The sequence below is a fragment of the Alkalihalophilus pseudofirmus OF4 genome (genome assembly GCF_000005825.2).
Lineage (GTDB): Bacteria > Bacillota > Bacilli > Bacillales > Bacillaceae_D > Alkalihalophilus > Alkalihalophilus pseudofirmus.
Genome location: NC_013791.2, coordinates 2,214,337 through 2,230,904, shown reverse-complemented (window position 1 = coordinate 2,230,904; position 16,568 = coordinate 2,214,337). Strand labels below are relative to the sequence as shown.

Below are 16,568 nucleotides of genomic sequence, written 5' to 3'. Positions count from 1 at the left end.
AATAGTGTGTGAGAGGAGGAAGAATCGATGGCTCAAATTGTTAAATTAGATGCGTTTCTGTCTAATAAGATTGCAGCTGGAGAAGTAGTCGAGCGTCCGGCGTCGATTGTAAAAGAACTGCTTGAAAATGCGTTAGATGCACACAGTACGAACATCTTGATCGAAATGGAAGAAGGCGGAATGTCATCGATTCGCATCCTTGATAATGGCGATGGGATTCAAGCTGATGATGTAGAAACGGCTTTTTATAGACATGCGACAAGTAAAATCAAAACCGACCGCGATCTTTTCCAAATTCGCACATTAGGGTTTCGCGGGGAGGCATTGCCAAGTATAGCATCTGTGTCACATTTAACGATGAGAACGTGCACGGGTGAGGGACCAGGTGTAGAGCTGACTTTAGAAGGCGGCCATATTACTTCACGCACCCCTTCAAAAACCCGTAAAGGAACAGAAGTCATCGTTCAGAATTTATTTTATAATACCCCTGCTCGCTTGAAGTATTTAAAAACAGTACACACGGAAGCAGGCCATGTGAGTGATGTCGTCAATCGTCTGGCCTTAGCTCACCCAAATGTGGCTATCTCCCTCTATCATAATGGTAAAGAAATGCTTAAGACGACCGGGAATAAAGATGTGAGGCAGGTTATTGCCTCGATTTACGGACGGAATGTAGCCAAAGAAATGGTTGCTGTCTCGGGTACCTCTCTTGATTATTCGATCGAGGGGTATATTGCAAAGCCTGAAGTAACAAGAGCGTCCAGACAATACATGAGTTTATTTATTAACGGGAGATATATACGTAATTTTCATCTTGCTCGAGCAGTTCAAGAAGGATTTCATACATTATTACCGATCGGAAGGTACCCGGTTGTTGTGCTAAGTATTGAGATGGACCCTACATTAATTGATGTGAACGTACACCCATCTAAACTTGAAGTCCGTTTAAGTAAAGAAGATGAACTAGCTAAGCTTATTACCTCGTCTATTCAATCAGCTTTCAATAAACAAACTCTTATCCCTGAAATAAAACATACTACCGAAAAACCTAAACAAATACATTACCAGGAGACACTTCCATTTGAGAAGGCTACATCAGATACTGATTCGTCACTATTTGATCAATCACTATTAAATCAAGTAAATAATAGTGGTGCGCAAACAAAGGGAAATCATGCGAAGGATCCTCTGCCGTCAATTGTTAAGGAAGCTGGAACGATAGAGAAAGACGGAAATGGGAGCAAATTTTTCGATAAGGCTGAAGGAAGTAAGGTAGAAGAAGATAAGTTTGAAAAAAGTAAGGTTAAAGAAGATAATCTAGAAAAAAATCAAGTAGATTCACTAGAAATGCCAGAGACGCATAAAGCAGAGGGCGACTTTGCGAGCAGTGTACATGAGCAACAAACAAACGAGCTTCATGACAGGGTTCCGGTGATGTATCCAGTTGGGCAAATGCATGGTACGTATATCGTGGCTCAAAATGAAAACGGTATGTATCTGATTGATCAACATGCTGCGCAGGAACGAATAAAATATGAGTATTATAGAGAAAAAGTAGGAGAAGTACCAAGGGAAACACAAGAGTTGTTAGTTCCAATGACGATCGAGTGCACGAACCAAGAGGCGATCATCATTGATCAGCATCTAGATGATTTGAAACAAGTAGGAGTATTTTTAGAAGAATTTGGTTCTAAAACCTATATTGTGCGTTCTCATCCTGTATGGCTGCCTAAAGGCCTTGAAGAAGAAACGATTAGAGAAATTATCGACCACCTGCTTACAACGGCAAAAATTGATATTAAACGCTTAAGAGAAGATGCGGCTATTTTAATGAGCTGCAAAGCATCGATAAAAGCAAATCGTCATTTAAGGCAAGATGAAATGTTTGCTCTGCTTGAATCATTGCGAAAAAGCAGTGATCCTTTTACTTGTCCTCATGGAAGGCCCATTCTTATTCATTTCTCTTCATATGAACTTGAGAAAATGTTTAAGCGCGTGATGTAGAAGCTAATACTCAGAAAGAAGAGGAAAACATGATCGTAACGACTGCAAGGAAACAAGCAAGCAAATTAGAAGGAAAAGCAAAAGAAGTAGCCAGTCACCTTAATGGTCTGTTCATAAAGAGGAATGATGCATCAGTAGATGAGCTGTTGAACACTCACGAAAGCAAAGTGATTGTCGTCGCTAAAAGCAGGTTAACGTTATATACAGAAGATAGAATGGAGCCCTTTTTCTATCATCCGAGTTCTGCTATGTTTCGTGTGAAGCAATGGTTAAGAGGGATGAGGGATCCACTCGTTGATGTGGCGGATTTAAAAGAGGGGATGAGCTTTCTTGATTGTACGCTTGGGCTTGCTTCTGACAGTTTAATGGCAAAGCTTGCGGTAGGTGAAAAAGGATGTGTCACTGGGTTAGAAGCAAATCTTGAGGCGGCTTATATTGTTAAAGAAGGTCTTAAAGAATGGCAGGAAGGGCCAAGAGTGATGATTGAGCGGATGAGGGAGATCAACGTAATTCATACTCACCATCTGCCCTATTTACAACAAGCCTCTTCCTCTTCAATTGATGTCGTTTACTTTGACCCAATGTTTGAGGTGCATGTTGAAACTTCTACAGGAATAAAAGGGTTAAAAGGCATAGCATGTCATGATGATATTGATGAAGAAGTGCTCTTTCACGCAAAACGTGTAGCCAAAAAGAAAGTCGTTCTTAAAGACCATTGGCAAAGTGAACGCTTTAACAAGTTTGGATTTAAGCAAATAAAACGCCAGCATGCAGCTTTCCATTATGGTTTTATTGATGTTACTACAAATAGAGGTGTGTAAGGAATGAAAGAAAGATTAATGGTGATTGTCGGTCCAACAGCAGTTGGTAAAACGGCTCTTAGCATTCATGCAGCAAAGGCAATGAATGGCGAAATTATCAGTGGTGATTCGATGCAGATATATAAGGGTATGGATATTGGAACGGCAAAGGTGACAAAAGAGGAACAAGAGGGCATCCCGCATTATCTCATTGATATTAAAGAGCCGGACGAGCCTTTTTCAGTAGCTGAATTCCAAGAATTATGCCGCCCGCTTATTTCTGATATCACTAAGAGAGGAAAGCTGCCAATCTTGGTTGGCGGTACAGGGCTTTATGTGAATGCTGTCACACACGGATTCGATTTTGCTGAAGTTCCGACAGATGTTACGTATCGAAAAAAGCTTGAAGAAGAAGCCGAGAAGAACGGTAACGAAGCGCTCTATCAAAAGCTGATGGAGATCGACCCTAAAGCATGTGAAAAGATTCATCCTAATAATGTAAGAAGGGTCATCCGGGCTCTAGAAGTAAACTATGTGACAGGGGAATTATTTTCGGAGCAGCAAACCGAAGAAAAACAAGAATCCTTGTATAATTTAGTGATGATTGGGTTAACAATGGATCGTGTAGACTTATATGACCGCATTAATAAACGAGTAGATTTAATGGTAGAAGCTGGCCTTTTTGATGAGGTGAAACACTTTTATGATCAAGGGCTCCGTGATTGTCAATCGATTCAAGCGATTGGTTATAAAGAGATTTATGCTTATTTTGACGGACTTTATACAAGGGATGAAGCGATTGAGGTGTTAAAGCAAAACTCGCGAAGATATGCCAAAAGACAGCTCACCTGGTTCAAAAATAAAACGGATGCTGCATGGTATTTTGTGTCTGCCTTTGAGCCAACAAAGCACTATCAAGACATTGTAAATTTCACAGTAGACAAATTTTTAGAAGGAAATTGAAAAAAGAACTCGAATAAACAAGGATAGAGATATAAAGAGGAGGACTTCTAATGAAACAATCCATCAACATTCAAGATCAATTTCTGAACCAACTACGCAAAGAAAACATCTCGGTAACTGTCTTTTTATTAAACGGCTTTCAATTACGCGGCCATGTTAAGGGCTTTGATAATTTTACGATTATTCTCGAGTCTGAAGGGAAGCAGCAGCTTGTATATAAACATGCGATCTCAACCTTCGCTCCTCAACGCAATGTTCAATTGAAATCTGATGAAGTATAAGAAATCATTTATAAAAGCTTTGGACTTTTGTCCAAAGCTTTTTTATTGTAATTCTCGTTTTTGCTCTTCTGTTAATTGATTGATGGTAAGCGTGTAGCGCTTAAGTGATAGAAGTGATTTAAAGCTAAGCTGCTGCTGCAAAGAGATCGCATCGTCACCATTTAGTAGTTTTCTAAGAATATAGGTGTGTCTTAAATGCTGCGCTGAAATTCCTTTCCGCAGCCCCGCTCTTTCCACTTCCTGTCGAATCATTTTTTGAATAGAGATTATCGTTAATTGCTTCGGTTGATCTTCTTCGTATGACCAGCGGAACGTACCGCGTTGAAAATCAAAGGCTACAAAAAAAGGCTCATCTGAAAAAAGCTTAGGTCTTACCGCTTCTGGAATCGTCTTTAAGTAGTTGTAGGCAAGCTGTTTATGCTCGTGAGTGATCGGTACAATTCTTGATATCCCTTTTTCAGATTGGACACGTATCTCATTTCGTTCAAATCGTATATCACGAGTGGTAAGGGAAGCTGCCTCGTGGAGAGAACATCCATAATGCAATAATAAATGTAAAAGACATTCGTTACGAGCAATTAATAGAGGGCGTGCTCTCATTTGATTTTCACTTAATCCTTCATAAGAACGAACGACAGAAAAGAGCTGGTCGGCTTCAGCAGAGCTTACCCATTCCTTTCGTTGTAATGGAGTTTGAATCAATTCTGGCTGAGTGTAGAAAAGAATAGCGTGTGTCTGAAGTTGTCCTTTTTTTATATAAAATCTTGCTAATTGTTGAATCACGGAATAAATTCTTCTTGTTGTACGTATTTTGTAGGAACGATGTTTAATTAACTCGTCAAAGAAAAGGGCCATTTCATCAATTGAAAGAGAGTCAAAACCCTCTATTGTTAACGGTTTATTGTGATCCTTCATCCACTCAAGGAAATCTAGAAGGTCATAACGATATCGTTTTATCGTAGCCTCCTTCCGTCCCTTTTCATATAAAGAGTCAAGATAATCTGTAATAAATTCAGGTGTGGAAACAGACATGTATGAATCCCTCCCTTTCTATGAATGTATTATAGCAAAAAAATAGGAATATTTTCATTTTCATCCTCATCCTTCTAGGCATTTGTCACACTTTTATTCCACTTAGCGTATGAATAAGAATGAATAGATACTGTCTTGTAATGCACCGAACTCGGTAATAAAGGGGTGTTTTGCATGAATGACCGAGTCAATACGAGAAAGAATGGGCGTATTAATGTTGTTTTAAACCACAAACAGACTCCACATACAAATGAAGCAGATTCCTTATTTAAATCTGAGCAAGACCGCCAAAAACATGAAATCTTAGATCGTTTTGAAAAGGAGCTTGAAGAGTACGTAGGATTAAATGAAGTGAAAAGGCTGATAAAAGAAATCTATGCGTGGCTCTATATTAATCAAAGACGAAAAGAATTAGGACTTAGAGCTTCTAAGCAAGTGCTCCATATGATCTTCAAAGGAAATCCAGGGACGGGAAAGACAACGGTTGCTCGTATGATCGCTTCTTTTTTTCATGAAATGAATGTATTAGCGAAAGGTCAATTAATTGAAGTGGAGAGAGCAGATTTAGTAGGGGAATATATTGGTCACACGGCTCAAAAAACACGTGAGGTCATTAAGAAAGCAAATGGCGGGGTATTATTTATTGATGAAGCTTATTCATTGTCGCGCGGAGGAGAAAAAGATTTCGGAAAGGAAGCCATCGATACTCTAGTTAAAGCGATGGAAGACCAACAGCATGAATTTGTGTTGATTTTAGCTGGGTATCAAAGAGAAATGGAGTATTTTCTTTCGTTAAATCCAGGACTCCCATCGCGGTTTCCGATTGCAATTGACTTCCCAAATTACACATCAGAAGAGCTGCTTGAGATGGCCGCAAGGATGGTAATTGAAAGAGAGTATGAGCTTACGGATGAGGCAAAGAGACACGTAAAAGAACATTTGCGGAAATTAAGGCTTGAACAAGAAAAAACATTTTCAAATGGTAGATATATTCGTAATATTATAGAGGAAGCTATTCGTATGCAGGCTGTTCGGTTATTGAAAGAAGGGCTGTATGATCGTGAATCCCTTGTGACTCTAGAAAAAGAAGATTTTAATTTTGATGCTTCTCATGTTAAGCTTAAGTAATGAGCAGAGGCCGGGCGTGTGTGTGCCTGGCTTTTTTAGATAACATTATGATGTTGAAGTGAGGATGTGCCGAATATGCAAGATATAAAGCAAAGGGATATAGAGCATGTAATACTTGTAGGGTGCCAAGTGAATCGAGAGGACGAAGAGTTTGAACAATCGATCGCAGAGCTTGAGAGCCTTGCTAAAACCGCCAAGGGAAAAGTCGTAGGAACGATCACACAAAAAAGAGAAAAGGTTGAGTCTTCTACGTATGTTGGAAAAGGGAAAGTGCAGGAGCTTGTTCATCTTATAGAAGAGACAGAAGCTGATCTAGTTATTTTCAATGATGAATTACAAGCAAGCCAAATGAGAAACCTTCATGCCGAGTGCGGTATAGCGGTTATCGATAGAACTCAGTTGATTCTTGATATATTTGCCTCGCGGGCAAAATCCAGAGAGGGTAAGCTGCAAGTGGAATTAGCCCAGCTTAAATATCTGCTTCCCAGGTTATCTGGACAAGGTCTAGCTCTATCAAGACAAGGAGGCGGAATCGGAACAAGAGGTCCGGGGGAAACGCAGCTTGAGACGGACCGGCGTCATATTAGAAGGAGAATGAATGAAATTGAGCGGCAGCTTGAAGCGGTCGTTAATCATAGGGTAAGATATCGTGAAAAACGTAAAAAGAATGCTGCTATACAACTTGCTTTAGTCGGGTATACAAATGCAGGGAAATCAACTCTTTTAAACAGGTTAACAAAAGCCGACACGCTTGAAGAAGATCAATTATTTGCCACGCTTGATCCGACGACAAGGCAGCTTCACCTTCCAAGTGGATTTTCAGTGTTAATGTCTGATACCGTTGGATTTATTCAGGATTTGCCAACGACACTTGTTGCATCATTCCGCTCCACGTTAGAGGAGCTAAAAGAAGCTGATTTATTATTACATGTTGTTGATTGCTCTCATCCGGATTATGAACAACATGAAAGAACGGTAATTAAATTAATAGAAGAATTAGAAGCGCACTCCATACCGCAGTTGCTCATCTATAATAAAGCCGATCAAAAAACGGATGTTTTTATTCCGACTCATACAAAAGACTCAATCATAATGAGTGCTTATAATGAGGAAGATCTGCTCGCTTTAAAGGTGAAAATTGAACAAGCATTAAAGGGAATGATGATGCCTTATCGATCAATCATTAAAGCAGATGAAGGTCATATTTTAGCTGCTGCTAGACAAGAAACAATGATTCATACCCAGCAATTTGATGAATCCAGGGAAGCTTATGTCATTGAAGGACATGCTTTAGAAAATACATCTATTTATAGTCAGCTCAAAGAACGTTTACTGAAGGAGTCATAAAATGTACGAAACATTTACACATCAAGAAAAACTTAAGCAACTCATGAAAAAAGCAGAGGAAAACATTGCCGGCCACCACCGTGAGATTGAAGAAACCGCTCTTTTCAATCAAGCAAAGGTAATGGCTTCCTTTAAGACGCATCAAGTATCTGATTTTCATTTTACACCCTCTACTGGCTATGGATATGACGATGCAGGAAGAGATACTTTAGAAAGTGTTTATGCTGATGTGTTCGGCGGTGAAGCCGCACTCGTTCGTCCGCAGATTATTTCAGGGACACATGCGATTGCTACGGCATTATTTGGAGTGCTTAGGCCTGGCGATGAACTTTTATACATCACAGGAAAGCCCTATGATACCCTTGAAGAGATCGTTGGAATCAGAGGTAATGGAAATGGATCGTTAAAGGAATTTGGAATAAGCTATAAAGCAGTTCCGTTAGTAGAAGATGGCTGGATTGATAAAAATGCAATCAGAGAGGCGATTCATACTAATACAAAAATGATAGGGATTCAACGTTCAAAAGGCTACGGGGATCGTCCTTCTTATTTCATTCACGAAATAAAAGAAATGATTGACTTTGTACGCTCAATTAAAGAGGACGTTATTGTTTTTGTTGATAATTGCTACGGCGAATTTGTTGAAACATTAGAACCGACTCAAGTGGGGGCTAATCTAATTGCCGGCTCCTTAATTAAAAATCCTGGCGGCGGCCTTGTTAAAACTGGCGGCTATATTGTCGGGGATAAGGAATTAATTGAACTTGCTTCCTATCGTCTTGCTGCACCTGGTATTGGGGCTGAAGGCGGTGCTAGCTTATACAGCCTGCTAGAAATGTACCAAGGATTTTTCTTAGCTCCCCATGTCGTATCTCAAGCCTTAAAGGGCGCTGTATTTACAGCAGCATGCTTAGAAGAAGCAGGAATGGAGACTTCTCCTCATTGGGATGAAAGACGTACAGATTTAATTCAATCTGTTCGCTTTAAAGATGCTGAAACAATGATTGCGTTCTGCCAAGAGATCCAAGCCGCTTCTCCTATAAATGCGCATGTTAAACCGCAGCCAAGTTATATGCCGGGGTATGAAGATGATGTGATTATGGCGGCAGGTACATTTATTCAAGGAGCAAGCATCGAGTTAACTGCCGATGGCCCAATAAGACCTCCTTACCTTGCGTACGTGCAAGGCGGACTTACTTATGAACACGTAAAACTTGCCGTTTTACAAGCACTTGATCGAATAATATAAAAGAGGGCGTTCAATCTGTTCGGTTGAACGCTTTTTTTACTGAAGATATTTCTGAACTTTCTATTTAAAGGGAAAATATCGAAAAATTTTATGTGAGGGAAGCTGACATGAGTTTGACAAAGAAACTGACATTGTTTATACTAATCTATGAGAAGACAAGGAGGTGGCAAGATGAATGATGAAATTCGTCGCAGCATGCCTTTATTTCCGATAGGGATAGTAATGAAGCTGACAGAACTTACAGCTAGGCAGATTCGTTATTATGAGCAGCATGAATTAATAAAGCCTGCTAGAACCGATGGGAATCAACGATTATTCTCGTTTAATGATGTAGATCGATTATTAGAGATTAAAGCGTTGCTAGATCAAAAGGTTAACATTTCAGGAATTAAACAAATTATTCAAATGAAACAGCAAGTGCAAATGCGTACTGATCAAGAAGAAGCTTCTAAAAAGCCGCTTTCTGACCGAGAATTAAGAAACCATCTTAAAAAAGATTTAATGATGGCAGGAAGAAACGGCAGGGCATCAATTATTCAAGGTCAGTTATCTAGATTTTTCCATTGAAAAGGCTGTATGAATCGGTTTCGTATGAATGGAATCAGGGTATTCTAGTTTAGGGAACCGATTCTGCAAATACATTTTTAAAGAATTTGAAAGGGGAATACATAACAATGTCAAAGTACACACGCGAAGATATTATGCGAATTGCTGAGGAAGATAACGTAAGATTTATTCGTTTACAATTTACTGATCTATTAGGAACAATTAAAAACGTAGAAATCCCAGTTGATCAGCTTGAAAAAGCATTAGATAACAAAATGATGTTTGATGGTTCATCAATTGAAGGGTTTGTTCGTATTGAGGAATCAGATATGTATCTATATCCAGATCTTGATACATGGGTTGTCTTCCCTTGGACGCCGGAAAAAGGTAAAGTAGCACGTTTAATCTGTGATATTTATCAACCAGGTGAGCCAGGTGAAGAACCGACACCATTTGAAGGTGATCCTCGTGGTATTTTAAAGCGCGTTTTAGCTGAAGCGAAGGATATGGGCTTTACTGCATTCAATATTGGTCCTGAGCCAGAGTTCTTCTTATTCAAGAATGATGCAAACGGTGAACCGACTCTAGAACTTAATGACAAAGGTGGGTACTTTGATTTATCACCAACTGATTTAGGTGAGAACTGCCGCCGTGACATCGTTTTAGAACTTGAAGATATGGGCTTTGACATTGAAGCTTCTCACCATGAGGTTGCTCCAGGCCAGCACGAAATTGATTTTAAATATGCTGATGCGGTTACAGCGTGTGACCATATTCAAACATTTAAATTAGTAGTTAAAACAATTGCACGTAAGCATGGTTTGCATGCGACGTTCATGCCTAAGCCGTTATTTGGTGTAAATGGTTCTGGTATGCACTGTAACATGTCATTATTTGACGAAACCGGCAACGTATTTTATGACGAGTCTACAGATTCGCAGCTTAGTGAAACAGCTATGCATTTCTTAGGCGGTACTCTAAAGCATGCTGAAGCTTTCACAGCTATTACGAACCCAATCGTGAACTCATACAAACGTTTAGTTCCAGGATATGAGGCTCCTGTATATGTGGCTTGGTCAATGAAAAACCGCAGCCCGCTAGTACGTATTCCTTCTTCTCGCGGTGTGAGTACTCGTATTGAAGTTCGTAGTCCAGACCCGGCTGCTAACCCTTACCTTGCAATGGCTGTTCTTCTTGCTGCAGGTCTTGATGGAATCAAGAAGAAAATGACGCCGCCACCAGCAACAGATCGTAACATCTATGTAATGAGTAAAGAAGAGCGTGTAGAAGAAGGTATCAATGACCTTCCAGCTACACTTAAAGATGCTCTTGATAAGCTTGTTAAAGACGAAGTTCTTGTAAAAGCTCTTGGTGAGCATGCAGTGGAGCACTTTGTTGAAGCAAAAGAAATCGAGTGGGACATGTTCCGAACACAAGTTCACCCTTGGGAGCGCGAGCAATATATGTCATCTTATTAATACAGCTAACCCCTTTAACTCAGTTAAAGGGGTTTTCTTTACTTCTTAATCTCTCTAAACTTTACCAACTTCTATATATCTACATATAAGTCGTGTAGATCCTCGTAACTGTCAGGCTTTGAATATATTCCTTCATAAAAAAACTCCATTTATAATGCTTTCTTGAGATCTGATTAGTTTTAATCCCAAAAATGTTTCGCATACGCTTTTATGAAATTAATGTAAAAAAATAAACGAAAACTAGAGTCTTGTCTATACGCTATCATACTACATGACATACATATAAGTATTCCAAGAAAAAAGGAGGGAAAGTTATGTGGTGGTGTCATAAGAAATGTGATCACGGCGGCTCTGACGTATGGGCAAATAATAAGAACGAAAATAAGGTAGAAAATGAGAATACTTTAAAAGATAAGAACTACAACTATAACGTTAACTATTCCTATGTAGAAGATAGTGGAAACTCTAATGTTAATGTATTTGTAGATACTGAGGCGTTTGCTAGAGCAAATGCACGCAGCGGCGATAATGGCGGCGGCCCAGTAGCGGGTGAACAAGATCGTAGACGCCGCAGGGATCGCGATAGAGGTCCTGTAGCAGGCGACCGCAGAAGAAAACATTGCTGTAAATGCTGGAATTGGTTTTGGTAGGCAGCTAAGAACGGAAGAAGATCAAAAATGAGGAGGAGAATAAAATGAGTCGTAAGAAAAGAGAAAGACGTCGTGAAGTAGCTGATGTTTGGTTAAATGCAGAAGTTGATAGTCATAATAAGAACCGTAACCGTGTAGATAATGAAAATACGTTAAAGGATAAGAACTACAACTTTAACTTTAATGAGTCTTATGTAGATGACAGCGGTAACTCAGAAGTAGACGTTTTCGTAGATGCAGAAGCTTATGCTCGTGCACGTGCACGTTTGAACGATTAATAGCTTTATTAGTTATGGGTATTAGCAATAAGCTAATGCCCATTTCAACATAAGAGAGGTGAATGACGATGCAGCATCGTAATCAAACAGAAACGAAAGCATTCGTTCATGAAAGTGGAAATTCGGATGTGGATGTAACCGTAAATATTGACACTTCTGCTTTAGCGTATGCCTTTGCATGTTACTTATTTGCAGATGGCCGCTTGGATCAGAATCAATATCGTACGATGGTAAGAGAGATGGACCGGCAGTTTAGACGTAGAGGGTATAAGACGAGCCAAGAAGATCACAATGCTCCGCTCATCAGGCCGTGGGCGTTTTAAACTCTCGTTCATATAGATGAAAAGTTTGAAAGCTTTCAAGCTTTTAAACTTTTCATCTTTTTTTATAAATACATTCATAAAAAAAGCTTGTCCTCATAATATAGAGAACAAGCTTTTATATGAAACTTTAATGAAGAGTACGGAACACTCCGATAACTTTTCCGAGAACCGTTACATCTTTTAGTAAGATTGGTTCCATTGTAGAATTCTCGGGCTGCAATCGGATGTAATCTTTTTCACGGAAGAAGCGTTTCACTGTCGCCTCATTTTCTTCCGTCATTGCGACAATGATATCGCCGTTATTAGCAGTTTGCTGCTGACGGACAATGACCATATCGCCATCGTAAATACCAGCTTCAATCATACTATCTCCTTGGATAACAAGAACGTAAACGGAATCATTTGTTACAAGGTGATCAGGCAGAGGCAAGTATTCTTCTACGTTCTCGATGGCGGTGATAGGCATACCGGCAGTGACTTTACCTACAATCGGAACGTAAGCCGTTTTCTTCTCATGCACAACTGGATCTAGCTCATCCATTTCTAGTACTTCAATCGCTCTAGGCTTGGTAGGGTCTCGTCTGATTAAACCTTTTTTCTCAAGTCTAGACAAATGGCCGTGAACAGTTGAACTTGACGCTAGTCCCACCGCTTCTCCAATCTCACGTACAGAAGGGGGATAACCTTTTTTCTTCACTTCTATCTTAATGTAATCTAGGATTTCTTGTTGACGTTTTGATAGTTTTGACACGAATAACACCTCGCTTTTGTTTCCTTCTTGACTAAATTGTACCATGCGAACATACGTAATGCAAACATAAGTTCTAAAACCGGCTTGACACAAACGAGTGTTCTCATTTATAGTAAATGGGAACAAACATTCTTATGGGGTGATGAAAATGATTAGGAAATTTTCAGGACAAGAATTATTCATTATGATTACTGCGGTTTTCGCATTGATGTTTATGTATAGCTCGATTCTTTTCTCAGGCGGAGAAATAGACCAAGAGGATATGACAAATACGATTGCACAAGAGTATGAATTAGTTAATAATGAGCAAGAGCCGCTCTCAAACGGTGAAGTTATAAAAGCCGGCCAGTTAGATGCTTTAGATAAAGATGAATCAACAAAGGAGATTGAAAATCTGTATGCCTATGCGTACGAACAAAAAGACAAGCAAAATGATAAATAATAACCAAGCTATTATTTATTGTAGGGTAAGCACAGAAAAAGAAACACAGCAAACATCCATCGAAAGACAGAAAAGTGAATTAGAAAAGATAGCTGAAGATTACGGGCTAGAAGTGGTGCACGTAATTGAAGAGAAAGCAAGCGGTTATGAAATCGATCGTGAAGGAATATTGAAATTACTAGACCTTATTAAGGAAGATAAAGCACAATCAGTTTTGGTCCAAGATGATACTCGGCTTGGGCGCGGACATGCGAAGATGGCTATCCTTCATCAGCTCCGAAAAGATAATATTACAATCTATACGATTCAGGATGAGGGAGAGCTGCGCCTATCGGAAGCAGATTCGATGGTTCTTGATATCGTCTCAATTGTTGAAGAGTATCAACGTAAATTACATAATTTGAAAATAAAGCGAGGGATGAGGGCAGCGGTGGAAAGGGGATATAGACCTCAAGATAATCTAAGCGGCGAAAGAATAGGCGGCAGAGATAAAAAGGAAGTACCCATTGAAGATATTGTCCGGCTTCGTGAGCGCAAATTAACTTTTCATGATATAGCTGCGACATTAAGAGGTTTCGGTTATGATGTTTCAAAAGCCACTGTCCATCGCCGGTATCGTGAATATGAAGAAGCGAAATTAAATGAAGATTTGAACAGCTAAATAAGCTTGTAAAGCTCAAAACACCTCACTTGATAGTGTTTATAGATTCATGATAAAGTAGGATTTGTTCATATTTAGATATGTACATTTTTAAATGGGCGTGTTCATTTTAAAGGTGGTGAATCAAATGCTATCAAAAGATAAGATTGCTAGAATTAATGAGCTTTCTAAACGATCAAAATCAACTGGCTTAACGAAATCAGAGGAAAAAGAGCAGCAAGCTCTTAGAAAAGAATATATCCAAACGTTCCGTAAATCCTTCAAAAATCAGCTGCACTCTGTAAAAGTAGTAGATGAAGAGGGAAATGATGTGACACCTCAAGCATTGAAAGATAGTAAACAAAAGAAGAACGGCGGCTTCATCCATTAAAACTCTCTTTTTTATAAAGAGGGTTTTTCTTTTTCTATAAAAACACCTCTTATATATAGGATAAGACTTCTGTAGTTGAGAAATAGTAAGGAGAGTGTCAAAATGCAACAAACCGGTGAGAATTTGTCGAATCCGCTTGTTAAAACGGGCAAGAAAGTATATGATGAAACACGAATACAACGTTTTCAGTAACGGAAAGGATGAACGAAATCATGTCAACAAATGTTGAATTAAAAGCAATTAATACCATTCGTACATTATCAATTGATAGTATTGAAAAAGCGAACTCAGGCCATCCAGGTATGCCAATGGGTGCAGCTCCGATGGCATTTAGTCTTTGGACAAAATATATGCAGCACAATCCCTCAAACCCCGATTGGGCAAACCGTGATCGTTTTGTATTATCTGCTGGTCATGGATCTATGCTGCTTTACAGCCTTCTTCACTTGACTGGATACGATGTTTCTCTAGAAGACTTACAATCATTTCGTCAATGGGGAAGTAAGACACCTGGTCACCCTGAATTTGGACATACTCCTGGAGTAGAAGCTACTACCGGCCCATTAGGACAAGGTGTGGCAATGGCAGTAGGTATGGCAATGGCAGAACGTCATTTAGCTAGTACATATAATCGTGATGGGTACAATATCGTTGATCATTACACATACAGCATTTGTGGAGATGGAGATTTAATGGAGGGTGTTTCTGCAGAAGCAGCATCACTAGCAGGACACTTAAAATTAGGCCGCCTTATTGTGATGTATGATTCAAATGATATTTCACTTGATGGTGAATTAAACCGTTCATTCTCAGAGAGCGTTGAAGATCGTTATAAAGCATACGGATGGCAAGTCATTCGTGTGGAAGACGGAAATAACATTGATGAGATTAACCGTGCGGTTAAAGCGGCTAAAGAAGATGATCGTCCAACGTTAATTGAAGTGAAGACAGTTATCGGCTACGGCTCTCCAAACAAATCTGGTAAATCCGCTTCTCACGGAGCTCCGCTTGGTGCTGATGAAGTGAAGCTTACACGTGAAGCATATAAATGGGAAGGCGATGGAGATTTCCACATTCCTGAAGACGTTAAAGAGTTTTATAATAATGTGAAAGAACAAGGTGCAAAAGCGGAAGAAAGCTGGAATGAGTTATTTGCAACATATAAAGAGGCTTATCCTGAGCTTGCTGCCCAATTTGAATCTGCTGTTAAAGGCGAACTTCCTGAGGGCTGGGATCAAGATGCTCCAGTATATGATGTCGGCTCAAGCGTAGCAACTCGTGCATCATCAGGTGAGGCATTAAATGCATTTGCTAAACATGTTCCTCAACTTATCGGAGGTTCAGCTGACTTAGCATCTTCAAACAAAACAATGATGAAAGATCTTGGTGACTTTACTCGTGAAGATTACAGCGGCCGCAATGTGTGGTTTGGTGTTCGTGAATTTGCGATGGGTGCAGCTGTAAATGGTATGGCTCTGCACGGGGGAGTGAAAGTATTCGGAGCAACATTCTTTGTGTTCTCTGACTACCTGCGTCCGGCTATCCGCCTATCTGCATTAATGAATCTTCCAGTTATTTATGTCTTTACACATGATAGTATTGCTGTAGGTGAAGATGGTCCGACACATGAGCCTGTTGAACAATTAGCAGCTCTTCGTGCAATGCCTGGTTTATCTGTTGTTCGTCCTGGTGACAGCAATGAAACGGTTGCAGCGTGGAAGTTAGCGCTTGAATCAAAAGATACACCAACAGCATTAGTTCTTACTCGTCAAAACCTTCCTACTATTGAAGGAACAAAAGAAACGGCTTATGAAGGTGTGAAAAAAGGTGCTTATATTGTATCTCGTGCAAATGGAGATGCAGACTTACTTTTATTAGCCTCTGGTTCAGAGGTTCCACTAGCAGTAGAAGCACAAGCAGTGCTTGAAAAAGAAGGCATTCATGCATCTGTTATCAGCATGCCAAGCTGGGATCGCTTTGAAGCACAGCCAAAAGAATACAAGGATGAAGTTATTTCTCCAAATGTAAAAGCTCGTTTAGGTATTGAAATGGGAGCATCTCTTGGCTGGCATAAATATGTTGGGGATCACGGCGATGTACTTGCAATTGATCAATTTGGAGCATCAGCACCAGGAGAGCGCATTATGCAGGAGTATGGCTTTACTGTAGATAATGTGGTTGCTAAAGCAAAAGTTTTATTAAATAAATAATGAATGATGAAGACCGCCTTTTGTTTAGGCGGTCTTTTTATTCGACAAAACTAGT

At 39.7% G+C, this 16,568-nt stretch carries 18 protein-coding genes; 16 read left to right on the top strand and 2 right to left on the bottom strand.

Features of this window, described 5'->3' with window-relative positions:
• Positions 1-27: 27 nt before the first annotated feature.
• The 4 genes from mutL to hfq are packed head-to-tail and all read left to right on the top strand — an operon-like array spanning position 28 to position 4,048.
• Entirely contained in the window at positions 28-2,004 is a 1,977-nt protein-coding gene (gene mutL, locus BPOF4_RS11285) for a DNA mismatch repair endonuclease MutL (RefSeq protein WP_012959303.1), read from the top strand.
• Positions 2,005-2,033: 29 nt separating this feature from the next.
• The gene (locus BPOF4_RS11280) at positions 2,034-2,825 is read left to right on the top strand and encodes a class I SAM-dependent methyltransferase (protein WP_012959302.1); all 792 of its coding nucleotides are present in this window, start codon (positions 2,034-2,036) and stop codon (positions 2,823-2,825) included.
• A gap of 3 nt (positions 2,826-2,828) precedes the next feature.
• Positions 2,829-3,767, top strand: a complete 939-nt coding sequence (gene miaA / locus BPOF4_RS11275) for a tRNA (adenosine(37)-N6)-dimethylallyltransferase MiaA (protein ID WP_012959301.1) — start codon at positions 2,829-2,831, stop codon at positions 3,765-3,767.
• Positions 3,768-3,817: 50 nt separating this feature from the next.
• The gene (gene hfq, locus BPOF4_RS11270) at positions 3,818-4,048 is read left to right on the top strand and encodes an RNA chaperone Hfq (protein ID WP_012959300.1); all 231 of its coding nucleotides are present in this window, start codon (positions 3,818-3,820) and stop codon (positions 4,046-4,048) included.
• A gap of 42 nt (positions 4,049-4,090) precedes the next feature.
• Here hfq and BPOF4_RS11265 read toward each other — a convergent pair whose 3' ends face one another.
• Positions 4,091-5,080, bottom strand: coding sequence for a tyrosine-type recombinase/integrase (locus BPOF4_RS11265; protein ID WP_012959299.1), 990 nt, complete (start codon positions 5,078-5,080; stop codon positions 4,091-4,093).
• A gap of 174 nt (positions 5,081-5,254) precedes the next feature.
• Between BPOF4_RS11265 and spoVK the strand changes: the two genes are divergently transcribed.
• The 8 genes from spoVK (at position 5,255) to BPOF4_RS11225 (ending at position 12,079) form a co-directional block, all read left to right on the top strand.
• Positions 5,255-6,208, top strand: coding sequence for a stage V sporulation protein K (spoVK, locus tag BPOF4_RS11260; RefSeq protein ID WP_012959298.1), 954 nt, complete (start codon positions 5,255-5,257; stop codon positions 6,206-6,208).
• 75 nt (positions 6,209-6,283) lie between these two features.
• Positions 6,284-7,555 carry a GTPase HflX gene (hflX, locus tag BPOF4_RS11255; protein ID WP_012959297.1) on the top strand — a complete coding sequence of 424 codons (1,272 nt, stop codon included), beginning with the start codon at positions 6,284-6,286 and terminating at the stop codon, positions 7,553-7,555.
• 1 nt (position 7,556) lies between these two features.
• Entirely contained in the window at positions 7,557-8,804 is a 1,248-nt protein-coding gene (locus BPOF4_RS11250) for a methionine gamma-lyase family protein (protein ID WP_012959296.1), read from the top strand.
• A gap of 171 nt (positions 8,805-8,975) precedes the next feature.
• Positions 8,976-9,371 carry a MerR family transcriptional regulator gene (locus BPOF4_RS11245; protein ID WP_012959295.1) on the top strand — a complete coding sequence of 132 codons (396 nt, stop codon included), beginning with the start codon at positions 8,976-8,978 and terminating at the stop codon, positions 9,369-9,371.
• Positions 9,372-9,478: 107 nt separating this feature from the next.
• Positions 9,479-10,828, top strand: coding sequence for a type I glutamate--ammonia ligase (gene glnA, locus BPOF4_RS11240; protein WP_012959294.1), 1,350 nt, complete (start codon positions 9,479-9,481; stop codon positions 10,826-10,828).
• 314 nt (positions 10,829-11,142) lie between these two features.
• Positions 11,143-11,478 (top strand): hypothetical protein, encoded by a 336-nt coding sequence (locus tag BPOF4_RS11235; RefSeq protein WP_012959293.1) that lies wholly within the window; start codon positions 11,143-11,145, stop codon positions 11,476-11,478.
• Between the two features lie 44 nt (positions 11,479-11,522).
• Entirely contained in the window at positions 11,523-11,756 is a 234-nt protein-coding gene (locus BPOF4_RS11230; RefSeq protein WP_012959292.1) for a hypothetical protein, read from the top strand.
• 68 nt (positions 11,757-11,824) lie between these two features.
• Positions 11,825-12,079: a hypothetical protein gene (locus tag BPOF4_RS11225; RefSeq protein WP_012959291.1), complete on the top strand. Its 255-nt coding sequence runs from the start codon at positions 11,825-11,827 to the stop codon at positions 12,077-12,079.
• 127 nt (positions 12,080-12,206) lie between these two features.
• Here BPOF4_RS11225 and lexA read toward each other — a convergent pair whose 3' ends face one another.
• Positions 12,207-12,830 carry a transcriptional repressor LexA gene (gene lexA / locus BPOF4_RS11220; protein WP_012959290.1) on the bottom strand — a complete coding sequence of 208 codons (624 nt, stop codon included), beginning with the start codon at positions 12,828-12,830 and terminating at the stop codon, positions 12,207-12,209.
• A 148-nt stretch (positions 12,831-12,978) separates the two neighbouring features.
• Between lexA and BPOF4_RS11215 the strand changes: the two genes are divergently transcribed.
• From BPOF4_RS11215 to tkt, 4 genes are all read left to right on the top strand, one after another.
• On the top strand, positions 12,979-13,272 hold the full coding sequence (locus BPOF4_RS11215) for a hypothetical protein (protein ID WP_012959289.1): 294 nt from the start codon (positions 12,979-12,981) through the stop codon (positions 13,270-13,272).
• A complete protein-coding gene (locus BPOF4_RS11210) occupies positions 13,235-13,933 on the top strand; it encodes a YneB family resolvase-like protein (protein WP_420796444.1) in 699 nt (232 codons plus the stop codon). Before BPOF4_RS11215 ends, BPOF4_RS11210 begins: the two co-directional genes overlap by 38 nt.
• 127 nt (positions 13,934-14,060) lie before the next feature.
• On the top strand, positions 14,061-14,303 hold the full coding sequence (locus BPOF4_RS11205; RefSeq protein WP_012959287.1) for a DUF896 domain-containing protein: 243 nt from the start codon (positions 14,061-14,063) through the stop codon (positions 14,301-14,303).
• Between the two features lie 212 nt (positions 14,304-14,515).
• Positions 14,516-16,513: a transketolase gene (gene tkt, locus BPOF4_RS11200; RefSeq protein WP_012959286.1), complete on the top strand. Its 1,998-nt coding sequence runs from the start codon at positions 14,516-14,518 to the stop codon at positions 16,511-16,513.
• Positions 16,514-16,568: the final 55 nt, after the last annotated feature.

Bases quoted from the DNA above. Each gene is read 5' to 3' on its own strand.
- mutL (WP_012959303.1), top strand. From the start codon at position 28: ATGGCTCAAATTGTTAAATTAGATGCGTTTCTGTCTAATAAGATTGCA.
- BPOF4_RS11280 (WP_012959302.1), top strand. From the start codon at position 2,034: ATGATCGTAACGACTGCAAGGAAACAAGCAAGCAAATTAGAAGGAAAA.
- miaA (WP_012959301.1), top strand. From the start codon at position 2,829: ATGAAAGAAAGATTAATGGTGATTGTCGGTCCAACAGCAGTTGGTAAA.
- hfq (WP_012959300.1), top strand. From the start codon at position 3,818: ATGAAACAATCCATCAACATTCAAGATCAATTTCTGAACCAACTACGC.
- BPOF4_RS11265 (WP_012959299.1), bottom strand. From the start codon at position 5,080: ATGTCTGTTTCCACACCTGAATTTATTACAGATTATCTTGACTCTTTA.
- spoVK (WP_012959298.1), top strand. From the start codon at position 5,255: ATGAATGACCGAGTCAATACGAGAAAGAATGGGCGTATTAATGTTGTT.
- hflX (WP_012959297.1), top strand. From the start codon at position 6,284: ATGCAAGATATAAAGCAAAGGGATATAGAGCATGTAATACTTGTAGGG.
- BPOF4_RS11250 (WP_012959296.1), top strand. From the start codon at position 7,557: ATGTACGAAACATTTACACATCAAGAAAAACTTAAGCAACTCATGAAA.
- BPOF4_RS11245 (WP_012959295.1), top strand. From the start codon at position 8,976: ATGAATGATGAAATTCGTCGCAGCATGCCTTTATTTCCGATAGGGATA.
- glnA (WP_012959294.1), top strand. From the start codon at position 9,479: ATGTCAAAGTACACACGCGAAGATATTATGCGAATTGCTGAGGAAGAT.
- BPOF4_RS11235 (WP_012959293.1), top strand. From the start codon at position 11,143: ATGTGGTGGTGTCATAAGAAATGTGATCACGGCGGCTCTGACGTATGG.
- BPOF4_RS11230 (WP_012959292.1), top strand. From the start codon at position 11,523: ATGAGTCGTAAGAAAAGAGAAAGACGTCGTGAAGTAGCTGATGTTTGG.
- BPOF4_RS11225 (WP_012959291.1), top strand. From the start codon at position 11,825: ATGCAGCATCGTAATCAAACAGAAACGAAAGCATTCGTTCATGAAAGT.
- BPOF4_RS11215 (WP_012959289.1), top strand. From the start codon at position 12,979: ATGATTAGGAAATTTTCAGGACAAGAATTATTCATTATGATTACTGCG.
- BPOF4_RS11210 (WP_420796444.1), top strand. From the start codon at position 13,235: ATGCGTACGAACAAAAAGACAAGCAAAATGATAAATAATAACCAAGCT.
- BPOF4_RS11205 (WP_012959287.1), top strand. From the start codon at position 14,061: ATGCTATCAAAAGATAAGATTGCTAGAATTAATGAGCTTTCTAAACGA.
- tkt (WP_012959286.1), top strand. From the start codon at position 14,516: ATGTCAACAAATGTTGAATTAAAAGCAATTAATACCATTCGTACATTA.